Consider the following 20,500-nt stretch of genomic DNA (forward strand, 5'->3'; position numbering starts at 1 on the left):
CGCCGGCCCCGCCCGCCCCGGCGTCCGCGCCCGGCTCCGGGAAGATCAGCCTCGACAAGGGCCGGGTCAACCTCCAGAAGAACCAGACGGTCTCCCTGGTCAAGGGCGGCCGGCCGCTGCTCTCCCAGGTCAAGATGGGCCTCGGCTGGGAGCCCGCCTTCCGCGGCAAGGACATCGACCTCGACGCCTCGGTGATCGCCTACGGCCCGCAGCGCAATCACATCGACAGCTGCTACTTCGGCAAGCTCTCCATCCTGAACGGCGCGATCAAGCACTCCGGCGACAACCTCACGGGCGAGGGCGCGGGGGACGACGAGGTGATCGTCGTGGACCTGGGCCGCATCCCCCCGGAGGCGACCGGCCTGGTCTTCACGGTCAACTCGTTCACCGGCCAGAAGTTCACCCAGGTCGCCAAGGCCTACTGCCGGCTGATCGACGGGGCCACCGGCGAGGAGCTGGTCCGCTTCGACCTGACCGGCGCCGAGCCGCAGACCGGCGTGATGATGGCCAAGATGATCAAGCAGTTCTCCGGCGAGTGGGAGATGACGGCCATGGGCGACTTCGTGAAGTCGCGCACCGTCCGCGGCATGGTGAAGCCCGCGGCCCAGGCACTGTGACGCGGCGGGGCCCCGGGGCGCGGACGCGCCCCGGGGCCCCGGTCGTGGTCGGTGTCCCGCTCGAAGCCCGGTCGGCTCAGAGCTTGGTCAGCTTGGAGTACGGGCGCAGGATCCTGCCCTGCCGCCCGGCGAAGTCGATGAGCACCGCGTCGTTGTCGCCCTCGACGGCGAGGACCCGGCCGAGGCCGAACTGATCGTGCGACACCCGGTCGCCCGCGTCGAACGATTCGACCGGTGGGGCCTCCTGGGCCGGGCGGTTGAAGGGACTGGAAGGCAGGTGGCGCCGGGATCCGGCTGACTGTTTCATTACCGCGAGTATGCGCCCCTCCGACGGTTCCCGGGAACACCCGGTGCCGCACCCGTCCCTCGCGGGTACGGGCACGGCACTGAATCCGCGGTCAGTTCTTCCAGGGCCAGTCCGCGTTCCGACCCGCCTCCAGCAGCGGCACCATGCGGAACGCCGCGTCCGAAAGCCCCCCGAAGGTGTGGCGCGCCCCGTTCCCGGACGGGGCGTGCCCGACCCGGTAACCGGCCAGGTTCCAGGTGTAGACGGGCACGGTGTCCGGCACCGCCGCGGTGGCGTCCGCGGCGTACGAGAACGTGGCCTGCTCGTCGGTGACGATCAGCACCCGGTCGTGGTTCCGGTAGTGCCGGCGCACCGCCTGCTCCGTGTCGGTCCCGCCGAGGTCGCCGAAGCGTTCCAAAACCTTCAGCACGGACTCGCTCCGGCGGTACTTCACCGGTGCGCTGCTCGTGCCGAACTGGACCAGGTCGGCGTCGGCCGCCCGGAGCGCCAGCGCCGTGCCGAAGATCGCGGCGGCGTCGGCCCTGTTGAGCTGCGAGTGGTCCGAGAGCGGCGACCACATCGAGCCCGAGCGGTCGACCAGGACCAGCGTCCGCCCCGGCAGGGCGGGCACGTTGTCCAGCGAGTGGCCGAGCGCCTTCTCCAGCGGGTGGGCCCAGCGCAGCGAGGGCGCGTGCTGGTGGGCGGCGAGATAGCGGAACGGGAACTGCCGGGACGCGGCGACCGCGGCCGGGTCGCTGATCCTCGCCGCCACCCGCGCGGCGGCCTCGTCCGAGACGCCCGCCTCGTCGAAGTTGCGCAGGTTGCGGATGAGCGCCATCACGCCCATCGACGGAATCACCGCTTCCCAGGCCGTGGCGTCCATCGGCCCCTGCAGCCAGCCCGCCAGTGCCTCCCAGGTCATGCCCGCGGCGGCCAGCCGGTCCGCCCCGTCGGCGCCCTCGATCACGGCCCGCCGCCGCTCGACCGGCAGTTCCATCAGCGCGCGGTGGGCGGTCAGGACGCGGTCACCGGCCGGCGGCACGGCCGTCTCGGGGTGGTGCCTGCGGTCGAGGGCGTACCGGAACAGCTCGCCCTGCCACGGCTTCGCGGGGTCGGGCGAGGCGTGCGTCAGGTTCAGGATGTCGCCGAAGCGGTAGCTCCTGGACGCGGTGTCGTACTTCAGCAGCGACTTGCCGTTGTAGAGCCGGCGCACGGCGTCGGCGATGCCGCGCTTGACCGGCTTGGGCACGGCCCGGCCGTGGCGCGAGGTCCAGTATCCGAGGAGTTCGCCGGGCTCGTCGGCGCGCAGCAGCACGGAGTCGACGACCCGGCGGTTGGACGGGCCGTCCTCGACGCCCGCCTCCAGCCGCGCCTTGACGTACTCGGCGGCGCCGACGATCGAGGCAGTGCGCATCTGCCCGTCGCGGCGCAGCCAGTGGAGCAGGCCCGCGGTCCACTCCGGGTCCGTGACGGCCAGGGTCCGCACCAGGGCCGAGAAGCGGTCGTCGCGCTGCGCGCCGTCCTCGTAGAAGGTCTGCTGCGAGACGAAGTTGGCGACCGCGAGCAGGAAGAGTTCGGAGCGTTCGTCGCGCAGGTGTCCCCGGCCGCCCTGGTGGGTCGGCGCGGTGCGCCCGGTGGACTTCACGGGCGAGACGGCGCGGGGCCGGGTGGTGCGGGTGTTGAAGCGTGCCATGTGAATTCCCCCGAATTCATTGGGAGAAGGCACAACCGGAAGGGCGCCCGAGATCAGGGGTCGGCGACGGACTTTACTGATGCTCTACCGCTTGAGCTACCGGCCGGAGCCGGACGGGACTCGAACCCGCAACCCTCAGTCCAAAGGAAGTAACCGTTGCCTGCGCACCGGGCACCCCCCGGCGTCTGTGCCTCCCGAGATCATTCCGGCCGCGGCGGTATCTGGACAGGAAGTAGCCGCGGCCCTCGCACCGGGAGGTGCGTGCAGTCATCGCTGCAGATGAAGTTGTGGTGCCCAGAGAACCGATTCGGCGGAACCGACGAAGGTGCTCTACCCCCTGAGCTACACCGGAGCGAGATCCGGCGGCGGGACTCGAACCCGCGACATCCCCATTAAGAGTGGAAGTAGGTCCTGCCTGCGCACCTGGGCACGGACAGGACTCTAAAAGAGGAACCGCCCGGAGCGCGAGGGAATTACGCGCCCGAGCGGTTCACCCGTACGAGTTGCTGCTACTTCTTCGGCTGGCGCTTCCACGGGCCGGTGATGGCGAGCATGATGCCCGGCGTCTGGATGTTGGCGAACAGCGTCCGGCCGTCGGGCGAGAACGTGACACCGGTGAACTCGCTGTACTCCGGCTCCTCCTCGGTGCCGATGTTCAGCTCGTTGCGCGCGATGGGGTAGGTGCGGCCGCTCTCGGTCGCGCCGAAGAGGTGCTGGACGCCCTCGCCGTCCTCGGAGATGACCAGACCGCCGTAGGGCGAGACGGTGATGTTGTCCGGGCCGTCGAAGGCGCCGTCCTTCGACGGGTCGGGGTTCACGCCGAGGAGCACCTTCAGCGTCAGCGTGCGGCGCTTGGGGTCGTAGAACCAGACCTGGCCGTCGTGCTGGACGGGGCTCTCGGAGCGGGCGAACGAGGAGACGACGTAGGCGCCGCCGTCGCCCCACCACATGCCTTCGAGCTTGCGGGCGCGGGTGATCTCGCCGTCGGCGAACTGCTTGCGCACCGAGACCTTCTTGGCGTCGCGGTCGGGCACGTCGACCCAGTCCACGCCGTACACGGTGCCGATCTTCGTGGCGCGGGACAGGTCGTCGACGAACTTGCCGTTGCGGTCGAAGCACTTGGTGGCCTGGAGGACACCGGCGTCGTCGGCGAGGGTGCGCAGCTTGCCGCGGCCGTGCCGGAAGCCCTGCGGCGGGACCCAGCGGTAGAGCAGCCCGTTGGGGCTGCCGGCGTCCTCGGTCAGGTAGGCGTGGCCGCGCTTGGGGTCGATCACGACGGCCTCGTGGGCGTACCGGCCGAACGCCTTGATCGGGTGCGGGTCACGGTTGGCCTTGCGGTCGTACGGGTCGACCTCGAAGACGTAGCCGTGGTCCTTGAGCAGGCCGTTCTTGCCGGCCTTGTCCTCGGTCTCCTCGCAGGTGAGCCAGGTGCCCCACGGGGTGGCGCCGCCGGCGCAGTTGGTGGAGGTGCCGGCGATGCCGACCCACTCGGCGACCCGGCCGTCGCGGCGGGTCTCCACGACGGTGCAGCCGCCGGCCGCGACCGGGTCGTAGACGAGGCCCTCGGTGAGCGGCACCGGGTGCTCCCAGCCGGCCCGGGTGCCGGCCAGCTCGTGGTTGTTGACGAGCAGGGTGACGCCGCGCGGGCCCTCGAAGGCGGCCGTGCCGTCGTGGTTGGAGGGGGTGTACTCACCGCTCTCCAGCTTGGTGACACCGCAGTGGGTGACGATCTCGTACGAGAAGCCGGCGGGAAGCGCGAGGATGCCCTCGGGGTCGGCGATCAGCGGTCCGTAGCCGGGCTCACGGCCGTGTCCGTGGCCATGACCGTGGCCGTGGTCGTGGTCGTGTCCGTGGCCGTGCTTCGGGTCGTCGGCGGCCAGGGCACCGGGCGCGGTGGCCAGGGAGGCGACGGTGCCGGTCAGGGCGATGCCGGCACCGGTGAGTGCGGACTGCTTGGTGAATTCCCTGCGCGTGATGGGCATCACGTACTCCTGGGGGCGACTGAACGGGTTTGTTTGCGGGCCCACAGTCGCGTCCCCGTGCCAACGGAAGTTGAACTGCGGGCGACGCCGGGGGGCATCCTTCCTGTGCACTTGGCCGAAAACGGATGTCCGACCCTGTACCACCCACCGCCGCGGACCTGCTCGTTCGTCTCCCCCGGTGCCGTCCGCACTGCCCGTCCCCCGGTGCCGCCCGTCCCCGGTGCCGTCCGCACTGCCCGTCCCCCGGTGCCGCCCGGGTGAACGGACGGCGCGCCCCGCCGGGGCCGGGGGAACCACCGGCCGCCGACGGGGCGGGAAACCGCTCAGGAACCCGCGCGCGACCGGGCCTTGAACGCCGCCTTGCGGGCCTCCTTGGCCTTCTTCTTGTCGCTGTGCAGCCGGCCCATCGCCTCAAGGACCTCCGCCGTCGCCGGGTGCTCCACCCGCCACGCCTCGTCGAAGAATCCGCTGTGCTGCCCGGCCAGCCCCTCGACCAGGTCCTGGAGCTCGTCCAGGTCGCCGTCGGCCTCCAGCTGGGCCGCGATCGTGTCGACGGCGAGCCAGAAGATCATCGGCTCCGGCGGCGCGGGCACGTCCGCCACGCCCAGCTCCGCGAGCCAGACCCGGGCCAGGCCGCCCAGTTCGGGGTCGTCCAGCACCGCGCGCACCTCGGGCTCCGCCGCGGCGCCGACCAGGGCGAGGGCCTGCTGGCAGTGGAGCCTGCGCAGCGGGGCCTGCCGGTCCGTCCCGCGGGCCGCCGCGAGGAGTTCGCCCCCGGCGCCGTCCGTGCCGCGCCGGGCGAGCCACAGTCCGACCTCGGCGCGGGCCGCCGCCTCGGGGTAGTGCGCGATGCCGCCGAGGAGCGCGTCGGCGCCCTTGTCCGCGAGGTCGCCGACGGCCGGGGCGTCCACCCCGGCCTCCAGCATCCGGGCCCGCAGCCCGTACAGACCGAGGGGGGTCAGCCGCACCATTCCGTACCGGGTGACGTCCTCGTCGTCGGCCGGTCCGGCGCCGTCCTCGCCCTCCTCGATCAGCAACGCCTCGTCCACCGGGCGGTATTCGACGATCCCGATCGGTTCGAGGACCCGGAACTGGTCGTCGAGGCGCATCATCGCCTCGGACACCTGCTCCAGGACGTCGTCGGTCGGCTCGCCCATGTCCTCGGGCACGACCATCGACGCGGCGAGGGCGGGCAGCGGAACCGGAACCGGGTCGGCGCCGCCCCCGCCGTCGCCGACGGTGAGCAGGTACAGGTTGCCGAGGACCCCGTCGAGGAACTCCGCCTCGATCTCCGGGTCCCAGTCCAGGGACTCGAAGTCGATCGTGCCGTCCTCGGCGACGAGGTCGGCGAGGTCGTCGAAGGCGGGGGCGGTGGCGTCGGCGTGGACGGCCTCCAGGCCGTCGAGCCAGATCGCCAGGACGTCCTGCGGCGAACCGCCGGTGACCAGCGCCAGGTTCTCGCCGACGGTCACGGTGCCCTCCGCGTCCGGACCGGCGGCCCCCTCGGGGTCCTCGACGTCGAGCAGACCGGCGTCGACCGCGAGCCGCCACGCCTCACTGGCCTCCGCCGCACCGTCCTCGTCCGGCTCCAGGCCGAGGTGCTCGGCCGCCGCCGGCAGCTGCGCGTCCACCAGTTCGCCCCCGGCACCGACCCGGGTGCCGGGCCCCGCCCAGCGGGCGAGCCGGACGGCGCGGGCGAGCAGCGGCGCGGCGAGCGCGTCCCGTGCCAGCTCGGCGTCGGTGCGCAGCCGTACGGGCGGCAGGGTGGGGCGCTCTGCGGACATCAGGCGGTTCTCCTCGGGGCGTACCGGGCGTACGGGTCGGACGTAGCCGGAGTCACGGGTCGGCGTACCGGAGTCACGGATCGGGTGTACCGGAAACGGATCAGGCGTACCGGAATACGGATCGGGCGGCCCAAGCGTAGACGCATTTCGCCCCATGCCGCCCGGTTCATGCGACGGACGGCAGCAGTACACCTGTCAGACCTTGACAACGGCCTTGCGCACACAAGAGATTGACGCGCGTAGACGTCTCCACCCGACCCTCGATCCCCCGGAGCCCGTGATGCCTGCCGCATCGTCCAGAACGACCACCGTCTCCGCCGTAGTCACCGCCGCGCTCGCCGCCGGCCTGCTCACCGGCGCCGCCACCACCTCCGCGTCCGCCTCCACGACCGCCGACGCCCAGGTCCGCATCCACGACATCCAGGGCTCCACCCGGATATCCCCGCTCGCCGGCCAACAGGTCGACGGGGTCGCGGGCATCGTCACGGGTGTGCGCACGTACGGCTCGAAGGGCTTCTGGTTCCAGGACCCGCAGCCCGACGCCGACCCCGCCACCAGCGAGGGCATCTTCGTCTACACGGGCTCCGCGCCCACGGTCGCGGTCGGTGACGCGGTCACCGTCTCCGGCACCGTCACCGAGTACGTCCCGGGCGGCCTCGACTCCGGCAACCAGTCGCTCACCCAGATCAGCAAGCCCACCGTCGCCGTGGTCTCCTCCGGCAACGCCCTGCCCGCGCCGGTGCGGATCACCTCACGTTCGGTCCCCTCCCGGTACACCCCCGAGGGCGACCCGGCGGCGGGCGGCTCCATCAACGCGCTGCCGCTGCGGCCGTCCCGCTACGCCCTGGACCACTACGAGTCCCTCGAAGGCATGAACGTCGAGGTCGGCACCTCGCGGGTGGTCGGTGCCACCGACACGCACGCCGAGCTGTGGGTGACGGTCAAGCCGCACGAGAACGACGCCCGCCGCGGCGGCACGGTCTACGGCTCGTACACCTCGCAGAACACCGGGCGGCTGCAGATCCAGTCGCTGGTGCCGCTCGCCCAGCAGCCCTTCCCGAAGGCGAACGTGGGCGACGTGCTGTCCGGCACGACCGAGGGCCCGCTCGACTTCACCCAGTACGGCGGCTACACGCTGACCGCCCGCACCATGGGCACGGTCGTCGACGGGGAGCTGCGCCGGGAGACCACCCGCAAGCAGCGCGGCGGCGAGCTGGCCGTGGCGACGTACAACGTCGAGAACCTGGACCCGGGCGACCCGCAGGAGAAGTTCGACGCGCTCGCCGCGGCGGTCGTCGACAACCTCGCCTCGCCCGACATCCTGGCCCTGGAGGAGATCCAGGACAACAACGGTTCGAAGAGCGACGGCACGGTCGCCGCCGATCTGACGGTCGAGAAGTTCATCGACGCGATCCGGGCCGCGGGCGGCCCGGCGTACGACTGGCGTTCCATCGACCCGCAGGACAAGAAGGACGGCGGCGAGCCCGGCGGCAACATCCGCCAGGTGTTCCTCTTCAACCCGGAGCGGGTCTCCTTCACCGACCGCGCCGGCGGCGACGCGACCTCGGCGACCGAGGTCGTGCGCGAGCGGGGCCGCGCGGCCCTCACCCTCTCCCCCGGCCGGATCGACCCGACGAACCCTGCGTGGGAGAACAGCCGCAAGCCGCTGGTCGGCGAGTTCGCCTTCCGCGGCCGTCCGGTCTTCGTCGTCGCCAACCACTTCGCCTCCAAGGGCGGCGACGAGTCCATCTTCTCCCAGCACCAGCCGCCGACCCGTTCCTCGGAGGTCCAGCGGCACGCACAGGCCGAGACGGTCAACACCTTCGTCAAGAAGCTGCTGAGCACCCAGAAGAACGCGGACGTCCTGGTCGTCGGCGACATCAACGACTTCGAGTTCTCCGGCACCACGAAGGCCCTGACCGCCGGGGACGTGCTGTACCCGGCGATCAAGTCCCTGCCGCGCTCGGAGCGTTACTCGTACGTCTACCAGGGCAACAGCCAGGTCCTCGACCAGATCCTGACCAGCCCGTCGATCCGCGGCTTCCACTACGACAGCGTGCACATCAACGCCGAGTTCGCCGACCAGAACAGCGACCACGACCCGCAGGTGATCCGCTTCCGCCCGTAGGGCCTCTCGTTCGGATCATGCCGGGCTCGCGTGCCCCGCTCCCTATCCGGCCTGGTCCAAACGGAAAACCCTGGGCCGTACGGTCCGCACGGACCCGTTCCGTGCGGACCGCCGCACCGCTACGCGCCCGTCGCCGGCCGCATGCCGAGCACGGGCGCGTAGCGGTTCACGCCGCCGCCGGTCATCCCCGGGTACGACTGCACCCGTTCCCACTGCGGTGTGCTCGATCCGACCCCGTCGCCGGGCGTGGCCAGCGCGGCCACGTGGGCCTCGGCGCTCTCCCATTCGGCGTAGTTCAGCACCCGCGTCCCGTCGGTGCTCACGTGGAAGTGCGCGGAGATGCCGCCGGGGGCGGGCGCCGGATCGGTGCCGAGCGCCTCGAACACGCTGTCCACCCAGTCCCGCTGCCGGGCCGGGTCCGCCCCGTCGAACTCGACGTCGACGATCACCACGCAGCCCGGTTCCCGTCCGTCGTCCTCCCTCGTGCCGGACCGGTACAGCTCGTAGGTGTGCAGCCCGAGCCGCCTGATGCCGGGCACGGCGGCGTCGATCTCCGCGTTGCGCTCGTCCCTGCCGTGCCGGAAGAACTCCTGGTACGCCTGTTCGTCGCTCCACTGGCTGTAGTGGAACAGGGTCTTCCCGTCCTCACCCGCGTGGACGGTGTACGAGAGCAGCCCCGGGTGCGGCCAGTCCCGGCCGGCCCACGCCCGCCGGACGGCCTCGACCGTCGCGTCCAGGCGCTCGGGGGTGCCGACGTCCCAGGTGCTCGCCTTGACGAGCCCGACGTCGTTGCGGGCAAGATCGGGGCGGGATTCGAACTGCACACTCATGACGGGTCCTCCCTGACCGGCGCACCGGGGCGGCGCGCCGTTGCCGTCCACCCTGATACGTCAAGTCCGCTTGAGGTCAACAGCACGCCCCGCTGCCCGGTCGGGCCCATCGACCGCACGACGAACGGAGTACCGCATGGCGCCGCACCTCAGGACGATCGACCGCGAGGAGCATCTGGCGTTCGTCGCGAGCCGCCCGGCCGTGAGCCACATGCAGGTCCCGTCATGGGGCGACGTGAAGCCCGACTGGCGCACGGAGAGCATCGGCTGGTTCGAGCGGGACGGCTCGGGCCGGGAGCGGATCGTCGGGGCGGGGCTCGTCCTGTACCGGCCGATCCCCAGGGTGAAGCGCTACCTGGCGTATCTGCCGGAGGGGCCCGTCATCGACTGGCACGACGGCGGCCCGGACCGGTGGCTGGAGCCGATGCTGGCGCACCTGAAGGCGCGGGGCGCGTTCACGGTGCGGATGGGGCCGCCGGTGGTCGCCCGGCGCTGGGACGCCCGGACGGTGAAGGACGCCATCGCCGATCCGGCCGCCGGGCGGCTGCGCGAGGTGCGGCCGGACACGGTGGAGCCGGGGGCCGCCGAGCTGGTGGACCGGCTGCGCGCGCTGGGCTGGCGGCAGGGCGAGGAGGAGAGCGAGGACGGTTTCAGCGCGGGGCAGCCCCGGTACGTCTTCCAGGTGCCGTTCGCCGGGCGGTCGCTGGAGGACGTCCGCAGCGGCCTGAACCAGCAGTGGCGGCGCAACGTCAAGAAGGCGGAGAAGGCGGGCGTCAAGGTCGTCGAGGGCGGCTACGAGGACCTCCCGGCCTTCTACGAGCTGTACCGCGAGACGGCCGGTCGCGACCGCTTCATCCCCCGTCCGCTCGACTACTTCCAGCGCATGTGGACCGCGCTGCGGGCCGAGGACCCCGACCGGATGCGGCTGTACCTCGCCCAGCACGACGGCGAGACGCTCTCCGCCGCGACGATGCTGACCGTGGGGAACCACGTCTGGTACTCCTACGGCGCCTCGACCGGCCGCAAGCGCGAGGTGCAGCCCAGCAACGCGATCCAGTGGCGCATGATGAGCGACGCGCACGAGCGGGGCGCGGCCGTCTACGACCTGCGCGGCATCACCGACACCCTGGACGAGGGCAACCACCTGCTGGGTCTGCTGCGCTTCAAGGTCGGCACCGGCGGCCGGGCCGCCGAGTACATCGGCGAGTGGGACTTCCCGGTCAACAAGGTGCTCCACAAGGCGTTCTCGCTGTACATGGCGCGCCGCTGACCTCCGCGCCCGCCCCGGCGGGCGGACGGCCGGGCACGGGCGCGCCGGCGCCCGTGCCAGACTCCGGGGCATGATCCTGCGCATCGCCACCCGTGCCGACCTGCCCGCCGTCCTCGCCCTCCTCGCGGACGAGGAGCGGGTCGTCGACCCGGCGTCGGTCGTGGTCGACCAGGCGTACGAGAGCGCCTTCGCGGCCATCGCGGACGACCCGCGCAACGAGATGCTGGTGCTGGTGGACGGCGACGCGGTGCTGGGCTGCGCGCAGGCGACGTACATACCGGGGCTCGGCCGGAGCGGCCGGGAGCGGGCGCTGGTCGAGGCGGTGCGGATCAGGGCCGACCGGCGGGGCGGCGGGCTGGGGCGGGAGCTGATGCGGCAGGTCGTGGAGCGGGCCCGGCGGCGGGGGTGCGGGCTGGTGCAGCTGACCAGTGGCAAGCGGCGCGCGGACGCGCACCGGTTCTACGAGTCGCTGGGCTTCGCCCGCAGCCACGAGGGCTTCAAGCTCGCCCTCTGAGGCCGCTACGCGGGGTCGGTCCGCCAGGCGGTCATGTTGAGCTCGTCGAGCAGCCGCACGTCGCTTCCTTCGAGCGGGAAGGTACGCGCCTCCAGGCCGGGCGCCGGCGCGATCTCCAGGGCGTCGCCCTCGATGAGGTCGCCGCCGGTCGGGGTGGACACCCAGGCCAGCAGGGAGCGCACGGTCTGCCCCGGCTTCAGCACGACCTCCTTCGGTCCGCGGTCGGTGCCCATGTAGGAGGAGCCGGGGTTCACCGGGACGGGCAGCGGGTCGCCGGCCTCGTCCAGGGCCCGGACGGACGGGTAGCCGTGGACCCGGTACGGCTCGCCCCCGCAGTTGGTGAGGGTGAGCCCGACGGCCCGGTGGCCGAGCGCCGCCTCCACCTCCCCCATGTCCACGACGACGCCGGAGGACGGGCAGCCGGCCCGGGGCGTGGTCTCCGTGGGGGTGGGCCTCTGCGTGGCCGGCCGGGCGGGAAGGGTGACGCTCGGGAACGGGGTGGGCAGCTTGTCGGCGTGCACGGCCCACGAGCCGCTGGGGGTCGGTTCCGGCTCGCCCTCGCCCGCGGGCACGAGGAACCCGGCGCAGCCGGAGAGCGTCAGGCCCAGGACCCCGGTCAGGAGCGCGACCGCCGCCGGCCCGCGTCCGGCCGTTCCCGCCCCGGTGTCCGCCCCTGCCGGTCCTCGCACGCCCACGCACCCCGCCCCATGTCGACCTGCCGCATAGGCGTTCGATCATGCCAGAGACCGCGGCCGCCGCCCACGACTGTTCAGTTCCGCTTTCCCCCCGACCCCAGCAAAGCTAAGTGGACCTTTACGCTCCGGTCGGCTGAGACTGGGGGAATGACAGCAACCGCGGCCCCCTTCGGCCGAGCGCTCTGCGCCATGATCACGCCCTTCACCGCCGACGGCGAGCTGGACCCGGACGCCGCCGGGAAGCACGCCGCCGGCCTGGTCGCCGACGGCTGCGACGGTCTGGTGCTCAGCGGCACCACCGGCGAGTCCCCGACCACCACCGACGCCGAGAAGTCCGCGCTGCTGAGGGCGGTGCGGGCGGCGGTGGGCGACGGGGTGCCGATCGTCGCCGGGGTCGGCTCCCCGGACACTCGGCACACCATCGACCTCGCCCGGCAGGCCGAACGGGCGGGCGCGGACGGCCTGCTGGTGGTGACCCCGTACTACAGCAGGCCCCCGCAGGCCGCCGTCGAGGCGCACTTCCGGCGCGTCGCCGACGCGACCGGCCTCCCGCTGATGCTGTACGACATCCCCGGCCGCACCGGCACCCGCGTCGAGCCGGAGACCCTGATGCGGCTCGCGGAGCACCCCCGCGTCGTGGCGGTGAAGGACTGCGCCTACGACCTGCTCGGTTCCACGAAGGTGATCGGCGCAACCTCGCTGGCGTACTACTCGGGCTGCGAGGAACTGAATCTGCCGTTGTACGCGGTGGGCGCGGCGGGCTACGTCAGCACGGTCGCCAATGTGGCGCCCCGTCAGCTGCGGGCGGTCCTGGACGCCTTCGACGCCGGGGACACCGCCCGGGCCGCCCGGCTCAACCTGCTGAACGCCCCGCTCGTCGAGGCCATGATGGCGTCCGGGCTGCCGGGCACGGTCACGGCCAAGGCGCTGCTCGACGCCGGGCCGGTCCGCGAACCGCTGCAGCCCGCCGGGCGCGGGGCGGCCGACGGGCTGCGCGAGGTCCACGAGGAACTGCTCCGCGCCACCCGGGGGGCGTGACCGGGCGGCGGGGCGTGTTGTCCGTGGCGCTCGGTCAGTTGTGGCTGTGCAGGACGTCGTTGAGGCCGCCCCAGACCGCGTTGTTCGGGCGGGCCTCGACGGCGCCGCTGACCGAGTTGCGGCGGAAGAGGATGTTCGAGGCGCCGGAGAGCTCCCGGGCCTTGACGATCTGGCCGTCCGGCAGCGTGACGCGGGTGCCGGCCGTGACGTACAGCCCGGCCTCGACGACGCACTCGTCGCCGAGCGCGATGCCGACCCCGGCCTCGGCGCCGATCAGGCAGCGCTCGCCGATGACGATGCGCTCCTTGCCGCCGCCGGAGAGGGTGCCCATGGTGGAGGCGCCGCCGCCGATGTCGGAGCCGTCGCCGACGACGACACCCGCGGAGATCCGGCCCTCGACCATGGAGGTGCCGAGGGTGCCCGCGTTGAAGTTGACGAAGCCCTCGTGCATGACGGTCGTGCCGGCGGAGAGGTGCGCGCCGAGCCTGACCCGGTCGGCGTCGGCGATCCGGACGCCCTTCGGGGCGACGTAGTCCGTCATCCGGGGGAACTTGTCGACCGAGGTGACCTGGAGGTGCAGGCCGTCGGCGCGGGCGTTCAGCCGGACCCTCTCCAGGTCGTCCACGGCGACCGGGCCGAGCGAGGTCCAGGCGACGTTGGAGAGCAGGCCGAAGAGGCCGTCCAGGTTCTGGCCGTGCGGCCGGACGAGGCGGTGCGAGAGCAGGTGCAGGCGCAGGTACGCGTCGTGCGCGTCGAGCGGCTTGTCGTCGAGCGAGGCGATGACCGTACGGACGGCGACGACCTCGACACCGCGGCGGGCGTCCACGCCGACGGCCTTGGCCGCGCCCTCGCCGAGGAGGTTGACGGCCTGGTCGGGGGTGAGCCGTTCGGTTCCGGCCGGGCCGGGCTCCGCGGTGAGTTCGGGGGCGGGGAACCAGGTGTCGAGAACGGAACCGTCGCCGGCGATGGTGGCGAGGCCGGCGGCGACGGCGCCGGTGGTGCGAGCAGGAGTCGTGTCGGTCATGACACGAAACCTAACCGCCGAGGCACCACCGGGGCCAACCGGTCCCACCGGATGGTCGCGGACCGGCCCCGAAGGGCCGACCTGCCAGGTCAGCCGGACCGCGTCCGCCGTTCGGGCACCGGCGCGGCGGGCCCCTCGCACACCGGCACGGACGGCGTGCCGGCCCCCCGCAGCCGCCGCGCCGCCAGTACCGCCGCCCCCGCGGCGCAGGCCAGCACCGCGCAGACGGGCCAGAGCAGTCCGGGCGCGTGGGCGTAGAGCGCGCCGCCGAGCGGCGGCGCCAGCACCTGGCCGCTGATGGAGGCGCCCGCGTACAGGCTCTGGAAGCGCCCCTGCGCGTGGGCGGGGGCCTGATCGGCGACGTAGGCCGTGGCGGTGGTCTTGTAGAGGATCTCGCCCGCCGTCAGCGAGGCCATCATCGTGACGGCGAACAGCGCGCCGGCGCCCGGGATCAGCACGGCGTAGCCCAGCCCCACCAGCAGCAGCCCGGTGCCCACGATGCCCAGCGGCGCCCGTCGGCGCAGCGCGTGCGCCGCGGGCAGTTCCAGCAGCAGGATGAGGCCCCCGTTGATGGAGAGCAGCCAGCCGTAGAACTGGGCGCCGTGGCCGTGCTCGGCGAGGAAGACGGGCAGGGTCGAGTACTGCTGCCGGTAGACGAGGTCGACGCAGAGGATCGCGGCGAGCAGGACCGGCACCGCGGGCCTGGCCCGCAGCTCCCGCAGGAGGCCGGGCGCGCCGGGATCGCGGGCCGGGCGGCTGTGCGCCGTGCCGTGCGCCGGGAGCACCGCCGCCGCGTACCCGGCGAAGAGCAGCGTCCCGAGGCCGTCGGCGACGAACAGCCAGTCGTACGAGAAGCGGGCGGCGATCAGCGCGCCGAGCGGCGGGCCGACGGCGAACGCGGCGTTGCTCCCGGCGCGCACGAGGGCGAAGCTCTGGCGCCGGCTCCCCTCGGGGACGGAGACCGCGACGAGCGCGGCGTTGGCGGCGCGGACGACTCCGGCCGCGTACTGCGCGAGCGGCAGCGCCCCGTACATCGCCGCGACCGGCAGGACGGGCAGGACGGCGAGCGCGGCCCCGCTCACCAGCGCGCCGGTCAGGAGCATCCGGCGGTGGCCGTACCGGTCGCCGAACCAGCCGCCGGTGAAGTTCCCCGCGACCAGGCCGATGCCGCCGATGCCCGCGATCACCCCGGCCTGCGGGACGCCCAGTCCGCGCGGGCCGGTCAGATAGACGAAGAGGTAGACGAAGGTGAAGCTGACGACTCCGTTGAGGAAGGAACCGAGGGCGAGCAGCCGTACCGTGCGCGGCACGTCCCGCACGAACCCGAAGGCCTTCATCCACGACACCCCTCAGTGAGTTTCTTTTGGGAACTTACTATGGCAGCGTGTTTTCCTGCGGGTCAATCCAGTAAGAGGTGGAACGGGAGACGGAGGAGCCATGCCCCAGCGCACCAGCCTGGCCGACGCCGACTGCGCGATCGCCCAGGCACTCGATGTCGTGGGCGACTGGTGGACCCTGCTGATCGTGCGGGACACGGCACGCGGGGTGCACCGTTTCGACGCGCTCCAGCAGGAACTGGGCGTGTCCCGCAAGGTGCTGACCGAGCGGCTGCGGCTGCTGGTCGACGCGGGGGTGCTGTCCCGGGAGCCGTATCAGGACCGGCCTCCCCGGTACGAGTACCGGCTCACCCCGCGCGGCCGCGCGCTGCTGCCCGTACTGATCGCGCTCCAGGACTGGGGCGACACCTGGGTACTGGGAGAAGGAGAGACGATGGCGACGACCGCGGAGACCTCGAAGGAGGCGGCCCGGGTGCACGCCCTGGTGGGCACGCGCCTGCCCGAACTGCGCCTGCTGGGCCACGACGGGGAGCCGCGCGACCCGGTCGCCGACACCCCGTACACCGTCCTCTACCTCTTCCCCGGCGCCTACGCCCGCCGGGACGCCTATCCGCCGAACTGGGCCGAGATCCCGGGCGCGAGCGGCTGCACGCTCGAATCCTGCACCTACCGCGACCAGTTGGCCGAGTTCACGGCGGCGGGCGCGACCGTGCGCGGGATCTCCACCCAGCGCCCGGACGAGCAGCGGGCCTTCGCGGAGGCGGAACGGCTGCGCTTCGCGCTGCTGTCCGACGCGGAGCTGGAGCTGACGGCGGCGCTGCGCCTGCCGACCTTCCGGGCGGGCGGGACGAGCCGGCTGAAGCGGCTGACGCTGGTGGTGGACCGGGACCGGACGGTCCGCCGGGCGCTGTACCCGATCACGGACATCGAGGCGAGCGTGCGGGAGGCGCTGTCGGCCGTCCGGGACGGGGGCACGCCCGCGGGGTGAGGAACGCGGCGCGGCCCCACCGGGGCCGCCGGCCGCACGGCCCGCGCACGGGCCCTCCGGCCGGCGGGCCCGTCAACCCGTCGGCCCGTCAACCCGCCGGCCGACGATCCGGCCGAGCATCTCCCGCGCGTACGCCTCGTCGTACTCCCCGCCGGTGAGCAGCACCTGGAGGCAGATCCCGTCCATCAGCGCGACCAGCGCCCGCGCCGTGGCCGGGTCGGTCCGCCGGGACAGCAGTTCGGCGACGCCGTCGGTCCACTCGGCGGCGACGGGGCGCAGCGCGGGCCGGCGGAGCGCGGCGAGGTACAGCTCGTACTCCAGCTCGGCCCGCCCGCGCCCGCCGGAGAAGTACTCCCCCAGCAGCCCGGCCAGTTCCCCGGCGAGGTCCGCGTCCGGATCGCCCAACGCCCCGCTGCCCCGGATGACTTCGGCGAAGTTCTCGTTCGACCGGCGCAGTGCGGCGATCAACAGCTCGTCCAGCGAGGCGAAATGGTAGGTCGTCGAGCCGAGCGGCACATCGGCCTCGGCCGCCACGGAGCGGTGGCTGAGCCCCGCGATGCCCTCGGCACCGACCACCCGGATCGCGGCGTCGATGATCCGGTCGCGCCGCCCGGGGTCGTAGCGGCGCACCATCAGTGGGCCCCGCCCAGATTCAGCACCACCACTCCGGCGATGACCAGCGCTATGCCCGCCAGCTTGACCGGACTGCCGGTCTCCCCCATGAAGAGGACGCCGATGGCCGCGACCGCGGCGGTGCCGATCCCGGCCCAGATGGCATAGGCGGTGCCCATCGACAGCGTCTTCAGCGTCTGGGCGAGCAGACCGAAGGCCAGGAGATAGCCCGCGACGGTGATCACCGACGGCCAGAGCCGGGTGAAACCCTCGCTGTACTTCATGGCCGTCGTGCCGGCCACCTCCGCCGCGATCGCTGCCGCCAGCAGCCCGTATCCCATGTGTACGAGTGTACGCATCGCCGTCCGCGCGACGGGGCCGAAGCCTCCCACCGGCCGAAACGCTACGGTGTCCCGACCGGAAGCACACCAGTACGACTGGACACCCGTACGACGAGGCACCCGTACGGCGAGACATGACGGAGCGACAGTGGCGCAGGACGCAGGGTGGGGCGGCGGAGCACCGTACGGGGGACCCCCGGGACCCATGGGATGGGGTGGCTGGATGCCACCGCCGCCCAGGCCCGGGGTGATCCCGCTGGCGCCCCTGAAACTCGGGGACATACTCGGCGGCGCCTTCAGCGCGATGGGGCGCCACTGGAAGCAGCTGTTCGGCATGGGCGCGACGGCCTACGGCGGGGCGCTGGTGATCGTGGTGACGGCGGCCCTGATCGCGTACTCGGCGATCAGCGACCCGCTGCACCGGGTCGTCGAGCTCAGCGCCGACGAGGACGCGACGTCGGCCGACGTGGTGCCGCTCGTGATCGCCTTCGGCGTCGTCTGGCTGGTCGCGATGCTCGCCTTCGTGGTCGCCACGGCCCTGCTGTACGCGACCGTCCCCGTGGTCCTCCAGGAAGCCGTGCTGGGCCGGTCGACCACCTTCGCCGCCGTCTGGCGCCGGGCCTGGGCCCGGGTGCCCGCGGTGATCGGGACGGTGTTCCTGTGCTTCCTGGTCGCGGTCCTCCCGATGCTGCTCATGATGGTCGGCTTCTTCGCCCTCGTGATCGGCGCGATCACGTCGGCGCACGGCACCGGCGCCACTGTGTGGATCGCGCTCGGCTTCCTGGGCGCCTTCGTCACCACCCCGCTCGCGGTCTGGCTCTGGGTGAAGTTCTGCCTGGCCCCCTCGGTCGCGGTCTTCGAGAACCAGTCCCCGGTGGCGGCGCTGCGCCGCTCCTCGCAGCTGGTGCGCGGCGACTGGTGGCGGGTCTTCGGCATCACCCTGCTGGCCTTCGGCATCGCCGCCGTGGCGAACTACCTCATCCAGATCCCGTTCTCGTTCTTCGGCATGTTCTCCGGCATCATCGGCGGCGCGACCCTGGACGCGGACCCCAATCCGGCCTCGGTCGCGTTCGCCATGAGCGGCTACCTGGTGACCATGCTGCTGGGCCAACTGGTCGGCCAGCTCCTCTCGGCGACGTTCCCGCAACTGGTGACCGGTCTGGTCTACGTCGACCGCCGCATCCGCACCGAGAACCTGGGCCCGGTCCTCGCGGAGGCGGCGGCCGTGCCCCCGCAGCCCGGCCCGTACGGCCGGTAGCCCCGCCCGCGCCGCCGCGGCGCGCACGCCCGGCGATCCGCGGGGCCGCCGGGCGCGGAAGGGCCCGGCGGCCCCGCACCGCTTCGCTTCCGGCGCGTGCGTCACGCACCGGTGAGATACCGCGCGGCGAGCCGGGCCGCCGCGGAACTCACGGCCGACAACGGTCAGTCCGACCAGCCATCCCGGGATGTGCCGGATCGTCAGGTGCAGGGCACCGCGGCGCAGCTCGAAGGCCGGTGCGGGACCGCCGGGGGTGGAGTCCTCTGCCATGCCCTATCCCACCGGCACCGCCGCGGGGCCGGCAACTCTGGCACATTTCCTCCGCCGTCGACCCCCTCGAACCCGTAGAGCCCGTAGAACCTCTCGAACCCGTGGAGCCCCTCGAATCCGTCGGACCCGCCGAACCCCTCAAGGACCGTTCGCGTGTGCCGCCGCGTCAGCCGCCGACGCGGAACCGGACCGTCCGGGACTTCTTCCACTCCGCGTGGTCGAGGTCCTTCGCCTCCGTGCCGTCGCCGTACAGGTCGGCCGATCCGGAGTCCGTGATCAGCTGGGCGCGGGCGTCCGGGTCCGTCAGGTCCGGTACCTCGACGACGGCCTCCCAGCCGCCCGGGTCCGTGGTCGGCAGCCCGGTCCGCAGGACCGGCGGGTGGGCGGCGACACCGTCCCAGGTGTAGAGGGCGTACGGGTCGGAGTTGTCGTCGGCGGCCCAGGAACCGGCCACGATCAGGTACTGGTCGGCGGCGTTCTTCCGGATGTCGCGGATGCTGAGCCCGCCGAGGTCCAGCTCGATCGGGTCGCCCATGACCGCCTTCGCCCCGTGGCCGGCCACCCGGTCGAAGTTGGTGACGGGCACGATCAGCGCCTTGCCCCCCGCCTCCGGCGGGACGAGCGGGGCCCGGAAGCCGAAGTACGCGGTGGTCGTCGAGCCGGGGGCGAACTCCAGGCCCTCGATGTTGAATCCGTCGATCTGCTTGGGCGCCTGGCCGTCCTCGGTGCCCCCGGCGAAGCCGAGCCGGTCGCCGTGCGCCTCGTCCCAGGCGACGAGGTCGTCGCGGAGCTTCCCGTACGAACCGCCCACCGTCAGCCGGGTGGCGGCCCCGGAGCCGGTCACCTCCGTGGTGAAGACGGTGTTGCGGGCGGCCTTGTACTCACCGTCCTTGTTGTTGCCGAGCGAGCCGGTCCAGTAGATGGTGTCGCCGACCCGGGCCGCCCCCTCGATGTCGATCTCCTTCGACACCCCGAGGTCCGGGCCGACGTCCCAGCTCCGCACGGGCGCACCGGACACGGAACCGTCGTACAGGCGCAGCGTGTTGGACTCGTCGTCGGCGACGACCAGGTATCCGTCGCCCACCGCGACGGCGGCCGAGGCGTCCGAGGAGCCGGTGAGGTACCGCGTGTCGGCGGCGTCGCGGACCGCGGCCGACGCGGCGTAGTGCAGCTTCTCGGTGGCGGTCGCGCCGTCGGGTCCGGTGACCTTGATCGTGAGGTCGGTGTAGCCGCGGCCGCGGGCGGCGACGGACAGCTTCCGGGTGGCACCCGCCCCGGTCACGGTCACGTCGCCGGTGCCCGCGACGGACGGCCGGGAGCTGGCGGACGCCGTCACCCGGAGCTCGTCCGCGTCGGCGCCGCTCTGTTTCACGGTGACGGTCACCACGGGGTCGCCGATCGCGCCGACGGCGCCGGAGAGGTAGGAGGCCGAGAGCCCGATCGTCGGCGTCCCGTGATCCGCGGCGTGCGCGGGGACGCCGATCCCCGCGGCGGTCAGTGCGAGGACGGCACCGGCCGCGGCGGCCACCCGGCGGTCGGTGAACGAAAGCTGATGCGGCACGGCATGCCTCTCGTCGACGTGGCAGGTCGAGGAGAGGCTGCACCACCGGGGCCACGCGCATGCGTACATCACACATACGGAGGACGAACACCGGCACACGCCGGACCCGCGCACCGCTCCAGGGCTACGGGGCGCCAACAGGTCACCGGTTCAAGGGAGTTGACGCCCCGTGGACATGCGAACGGCCCCCGGGACCTTCCGGAACCCGGGGGCCGTCCACCGCGATGCGCGGCTCGGACGTCGAAGCCCGGGCCCCGGAGTCCAGGCGTTCC

The 20,500-nt window shown here is 72.8% G+C and carries 18 protein-coding genes; 7 read left to right on the forward strand and 11 right to left on the reverse strand.

Going from position 1 to position 20,500, the window contains the following annotated elements:
* Nucleotides 1-617: TerD family protein (locus EAO76_RS06090; RefSeq protein WP_187438473.1), on the forward strand; the 617-nt coding region annotated here is incomplete at its 5' end.
* A 76-nt stretch (nucleotides 618-693) separates the two neighbouring features.
* Here EAO76_RS06090 and EAO76_RS06095 read toward each other — a convergent pair.
* From EAO76_RS06095 to EAO76_RS06110, 4 genes are all read right to left on the reverse strand, one after another.
* Nucleotides 694-924, reverse strand: coding sequence for a hypothetical protein (locus EAO76_RS06095; protein ID WP_148834087.1), 231 nt, complete (start codon nucleotides 922-924; stop codon nucleotides 694-696).
* A gap of 91 nt (nucleotides 925-1,015) precedes the next feature.
* Nucleotides 1,016-2,596 (reverse strand): TROVE domain-containing protein, encoded by a 1,581-nt coding sequence (locus tag EAO76_RS06100; RefSeq protein WP_148834089.1) that lies wholly within the window; start codon nucleotides 2,594-2,596, stop codon nucleotides 1,016-1,018.
* A gap of 509 nt (nucleotides 2,597-3,105) precedes the next feature.
* Complete coding sequence (locus EAO76_RS06105) at nucleotides 3,106-4,578, reverse strand: alkaline phosphatase PhoX (RefSeq protein ID WP_148834091.1); 1,473 nt, start codon at nucleotides 4,576-4,578, stop codon at nucleotides 3,106-3,108.
* Nucleotides 4,579-4,901: 323 nt separating this feature from the next.
* Complete coding sequence (locus EAO76_RS06110) at nucleotides 4,902-6,362, reverse strand: hypothetical protein (protein WP_148834093.1); 1,461 nt, start codon at nucleotides 6,360-6,362, stop codon at nucleotides 4,902-4,904.
* A gap of 280 nt (nucleotides 6,363-6,642) precedes the next feature.
* Between EAO76_RS06110 and EAO76_RS06115 the strand changes: the two genes are divergently transcribed.
* Entirely contained in the window at nucleotides 6,643-8,490 is a 1,848-nt protein-coding gene (locus tag EAO76_RS06115) for an endonuclease/exonuclease/phosphatase family protein (RefSeq protein ID WP_148834095.1), read from the forward strand.
* A gap of 119 nt (nucleotides 8,491-8,609) precedes the next feature.
* On the opposite strand, the gene EAO76_RS06120 is transcribed toward EAO76_RS06115, so the two are convergent.
* Nucleotides 8,610-9,320: an antibiotic biosynthesis monooxygenase gene (locus EAO76_RS06120; protein ID WP_148834097.1), complete on the reverse strand. Its 711-nt coding sequence runs from the start codon at nucleotides 9,318-9,320 to the stop codon at nucleotides 8,610-8,612.
* A 136-nt stretch (nucleotides 9,321-9,456) separates the two neighbouring features.
* On the opposite strand from EAO76_RS06120, the gene EAO76_RS06125 reads away from it, so the two are divergent.
* Nucleotides 9,457-10,590: a peptidoglycan bridge formation glycyltransferase FemA/FemB family protein gene (locus EAO76_RS06125; RefSeq protein ID WP_148834099.1), complete on the forward strand. Its 1,134-nt coding sequence runs from the start codon at nucleotides 9,457-9,459 to the stop codon at nucleotides 10,588-10,590.
* 70 nt (nucleotides 10,591-10,660) lie between these two features.
* Complete coding sequence (locus EAO76_RS06130; protein WP_148834101.1) at nucleotides 10,661-11,104, forward strand: GNAT family N-acetyltransferase; 444 nt, start codon at nucleotides 10,661-10,663, stop codon at nucleotides 11,102-11,104.
* Between the two features lie 5 nt (nucleotides 11,105-11,109).
* Here the strand turns inward: EAO76_RS06130 and EAO76_RS06135 are convergent, their stop codons facing one another.
* The gene (locus EAO76_RS06135) at nucleotides 11,110-11,724 is read right to left on the reverse strand and encodes a DUF4232 domain-containing protein (RefSeq protein ID WP_262375350.1); all 615 of its coding nucleotides are present in this window, start codon (nucleotides 11,722-11,724) and stop codon (nucleotides 11,110-11,112) included.
* Between the two features lie 222 nt (nucleotides 11,725-11,946).
* Between EAO76_RS06135 and dapA the strand changes: the two genes are divergently transcribed.
* The gene (gene dapA / locus EAO76_RS06140) at nucleotides 11,947-12,837 is read left to right on the forward strand and encodes a 4-hydroxy-tetrahydrodipicolinate synthase (RefSeq protein WP_148834105.1); all 891 of its coding nucleotides are present in this window, start codon (nucleotides 11,947-11,949) and stop codon (nucleotides 12,835-12,837) included.
* A 34-nt stretch (nucleotides 12,838-12,871) separates the two neighbouring features.
* Here the strand turns inward: dapA and dapD are convergent, their stop codons facing one another.
* Together dapD and EAO76_RS06150 are read right to left on the reverse strand one after the other, a co-directional pair.
* Nucleotides 12,872-13,861: a 2,3,4,5-tetrahydropyridine-2,6-dicarboxylate N-succinyltransferase gene (gene dapD, locus EAO76_RS06145; protein ID WP_148834107.1), complete on the reverse strand. Its 990-nt coding sequence runs from the start codon at nucleotides 13,859-13,861 to the stop codon at nucleotides 12,872-12,874.
* Nucleotides 13,862-13,950: 89 nt separating this feature from the next.
* Complete coding sequence (locus EAO76_RS06150; RefSeq protein ID WP_148834109.1) at nucleotides 13,951-15,198, reverse strand: MFS transporter; 1,248 nt, start codon at nucleotides 15,196-15,198, stop codon at nucleotides 13,951-13,953.
* A 100-nt stretch (nucleotides 15,199-15,298) separates the two neighbouring features.
* Between EAO76_RS06150 and EAO76_RS06155 the strand changes: the two genes are divergently transcribed.
* Entirely contained in the window at nucleotides 15,299-16,186 is an 888-nt protein-coding gene (locus EAO76_RS06155; RefSeq protein ID WP_148834111.1) for a winged helix-turn-helix transcriptional regulator, read from the forward strand.
* A 72-nt stretch (nucleotides 16,187-16,258) separates the two neighbouring features.
* Here EAO76_RS06155 and EAO76_RS06160 read toward each other — a convergent pair whose 3' ends face one another.
* Together EAO76_RS06160 and EAO76_RS06165 are read right to left on the reverse strand one after the other, a co-directional pair.
* The gene (locus EAO76_RS06160) at nucleotides 16,259-16,819 is read right to left on the reverse strand and encodes a TetR/AcrR family transcriptional regulator (protein WP_148834113.1); all 561 of its coding nucleotides are present in this window, start codon (nucleotides 16,817-16,819) and stop codon (nucleotides 16,259-16,261) included.
* On the reverse strand, nucleotides 16,819-17,139 hold the full coding sequence (locus EAO76_RS06165; RefSeq protein ID WP_148834115.1) for a multidrug efflux SMR transporter: 321 nt from the start codon (nucleotides 17,137-17,139) through the stop codon (nucleotides 16,819-16,821). Before EAO76_RS06165 ends, EAO76_RS06160 begins: the two co-directional genes overlap by 1 nt.
* 223 nt (nucleotides 17,140-17,362) lie before the next feature.
* On the opposite strand from EAO76_RS06165, the gene EAO76_RS06170 reads away from it, so the two are divergent.
* Nucleotides 17,363-18,397 (forward strand): hypothetical protein, encoded by a 1,035-nt coding sequence (locus EAO76_RS06170; protein ID WP_262375291.1) that lies wholly within the window; start codon nucleotides 17,363-17,365, stop codon nucleotides 18,395-18,397.
* Between the two features lie 436 nt (nucleotides 18,398-18,833).
* Here the strand turns inward: EAO76_RS06170 and EAO76_RS06180 are convergent, their stop codons facing one another.
* Nucleotides 18,834-20,228, reverse strand: coding sequence for a hypothetical protein (locus EAO76_RS06180; RefSeq protein WP_148834117.1), 1,395 nt, complete (start codon nucleotides 20,226-20,228; stop codon nucleotides 18,834-18,836).
* Nucleotides 20,229-20,500: the final 272 nt, after the last annotated feature.

The sequence above is a fragment of the Streptomyces sp. sk2.1 genome (assembly GCF_008120935.1).
Lineage (GTDB): Bacteria > Actinomycetota > Actinomycetes > Streptomycetales > Streptomycetaceae > Streptomyces.

Coding starts and splice junctions, on each gene's coding strand:
- EAO76_RS06130 (WP_148834101.1), top strand. CDS start 10,661: ATGATCCTGCGCATCGCCACCCGTGCCGACCTGCCCGCCGTCCTCGCC.
- EAO76_RS06095 (WP_148834087.1), bottom strand. CDS start 924: ATGAAACAGTCAGCCGGATCCCGGCGCCACCTGCCTTCCAGTCCCTTC.
- EAO76_RS06165 (WP_148834115.1), bottom strand. CDS start 17,139: ATGGGATACGGGCTGCTGGCGGCAGCGATCGCGGCGGAGGTGGCCGGC.
- EAO76_RS06115 (WP_148834095.1), top strand. CDS start 6,643: ATGCCTGCCGCATCGTCCAGAACGACCACCGTCTCCGCCGTAGTCACC.
- dapD (WP_148834107.1), bottom strand. CDS start 13,861: ATGACCGACACGACTCCTGCTCGCACCACCGGCGCCGTCGCCGCCGGC.
- EAO76_RS06170 (WP_262375291.1), top strand. CDS start 17,363: ATGCCACCGCCGCCCAGGCCCGGGGTGATCCCGCTGGCGCCCCTGAAA.
- EAO76_RS06120 (WP_148834097.1), bottom strand. CDS start 9,320: ATGAGTGTGCAGTTCGAATCCCGCCCCGATCTTGCCCGCAACGACGTC.
- dapA (WP_148834105.1), top strand. CDS start 11,947: ATGACAGCAACCGCGGCCCCCTTCGGCCGAGCGCTCTGCGCCATGATC.
- EAO76_RS06155 (WP_148834111.1), top strand. CDS start 15,299: ATGCCCCAGCGCACCAGCCTGGCCGACGCCGACTGCGCGATCGCCCAG.
- EAO76_RS06150 (WP_148834109.1), bottom strand. CDS start 15,198: ATGAAGGCCTTCGGGTTCGTGCGGGACGTGCCGCGCACGGTACGGCTG.
- EAO76_RS06100 (WP_148834089.1), bottom strand. CDS start 2,596: ATGGCACGCTTCAACACCCGCACCACCCGGCCCCGCGCCGTCTCGCCC.
- EAO76_RS06160 (WP_148834113.1), bottom strand. CDS start 16,819: ATGGTGCGCCGCTACGACCCCGGGCGGCGCGACCGGATCATCGACGCC.
- EAO76_RS06110 (WP_148834093.1), bottom strand. CDS start 6,362: ATGTCCGCAGAGCGCCCCACCCTGCCGCCCGTACGGCTGCGCACCGAC.
- EAO76_RS06105 (WP_148834091.1), bottom strand. CDS start 4,578: ATGCCCATCACGCGCAGGGAATTCACCAAGCAGTCCGCACTCACCGGT.
- EAO76_RS06125 (WP_148834099.1), top strand. CDS start 9,457: ATGGCGCCGCACCTCAGGACGATCGACCGCGAGGAGCATCTGGCGTTC.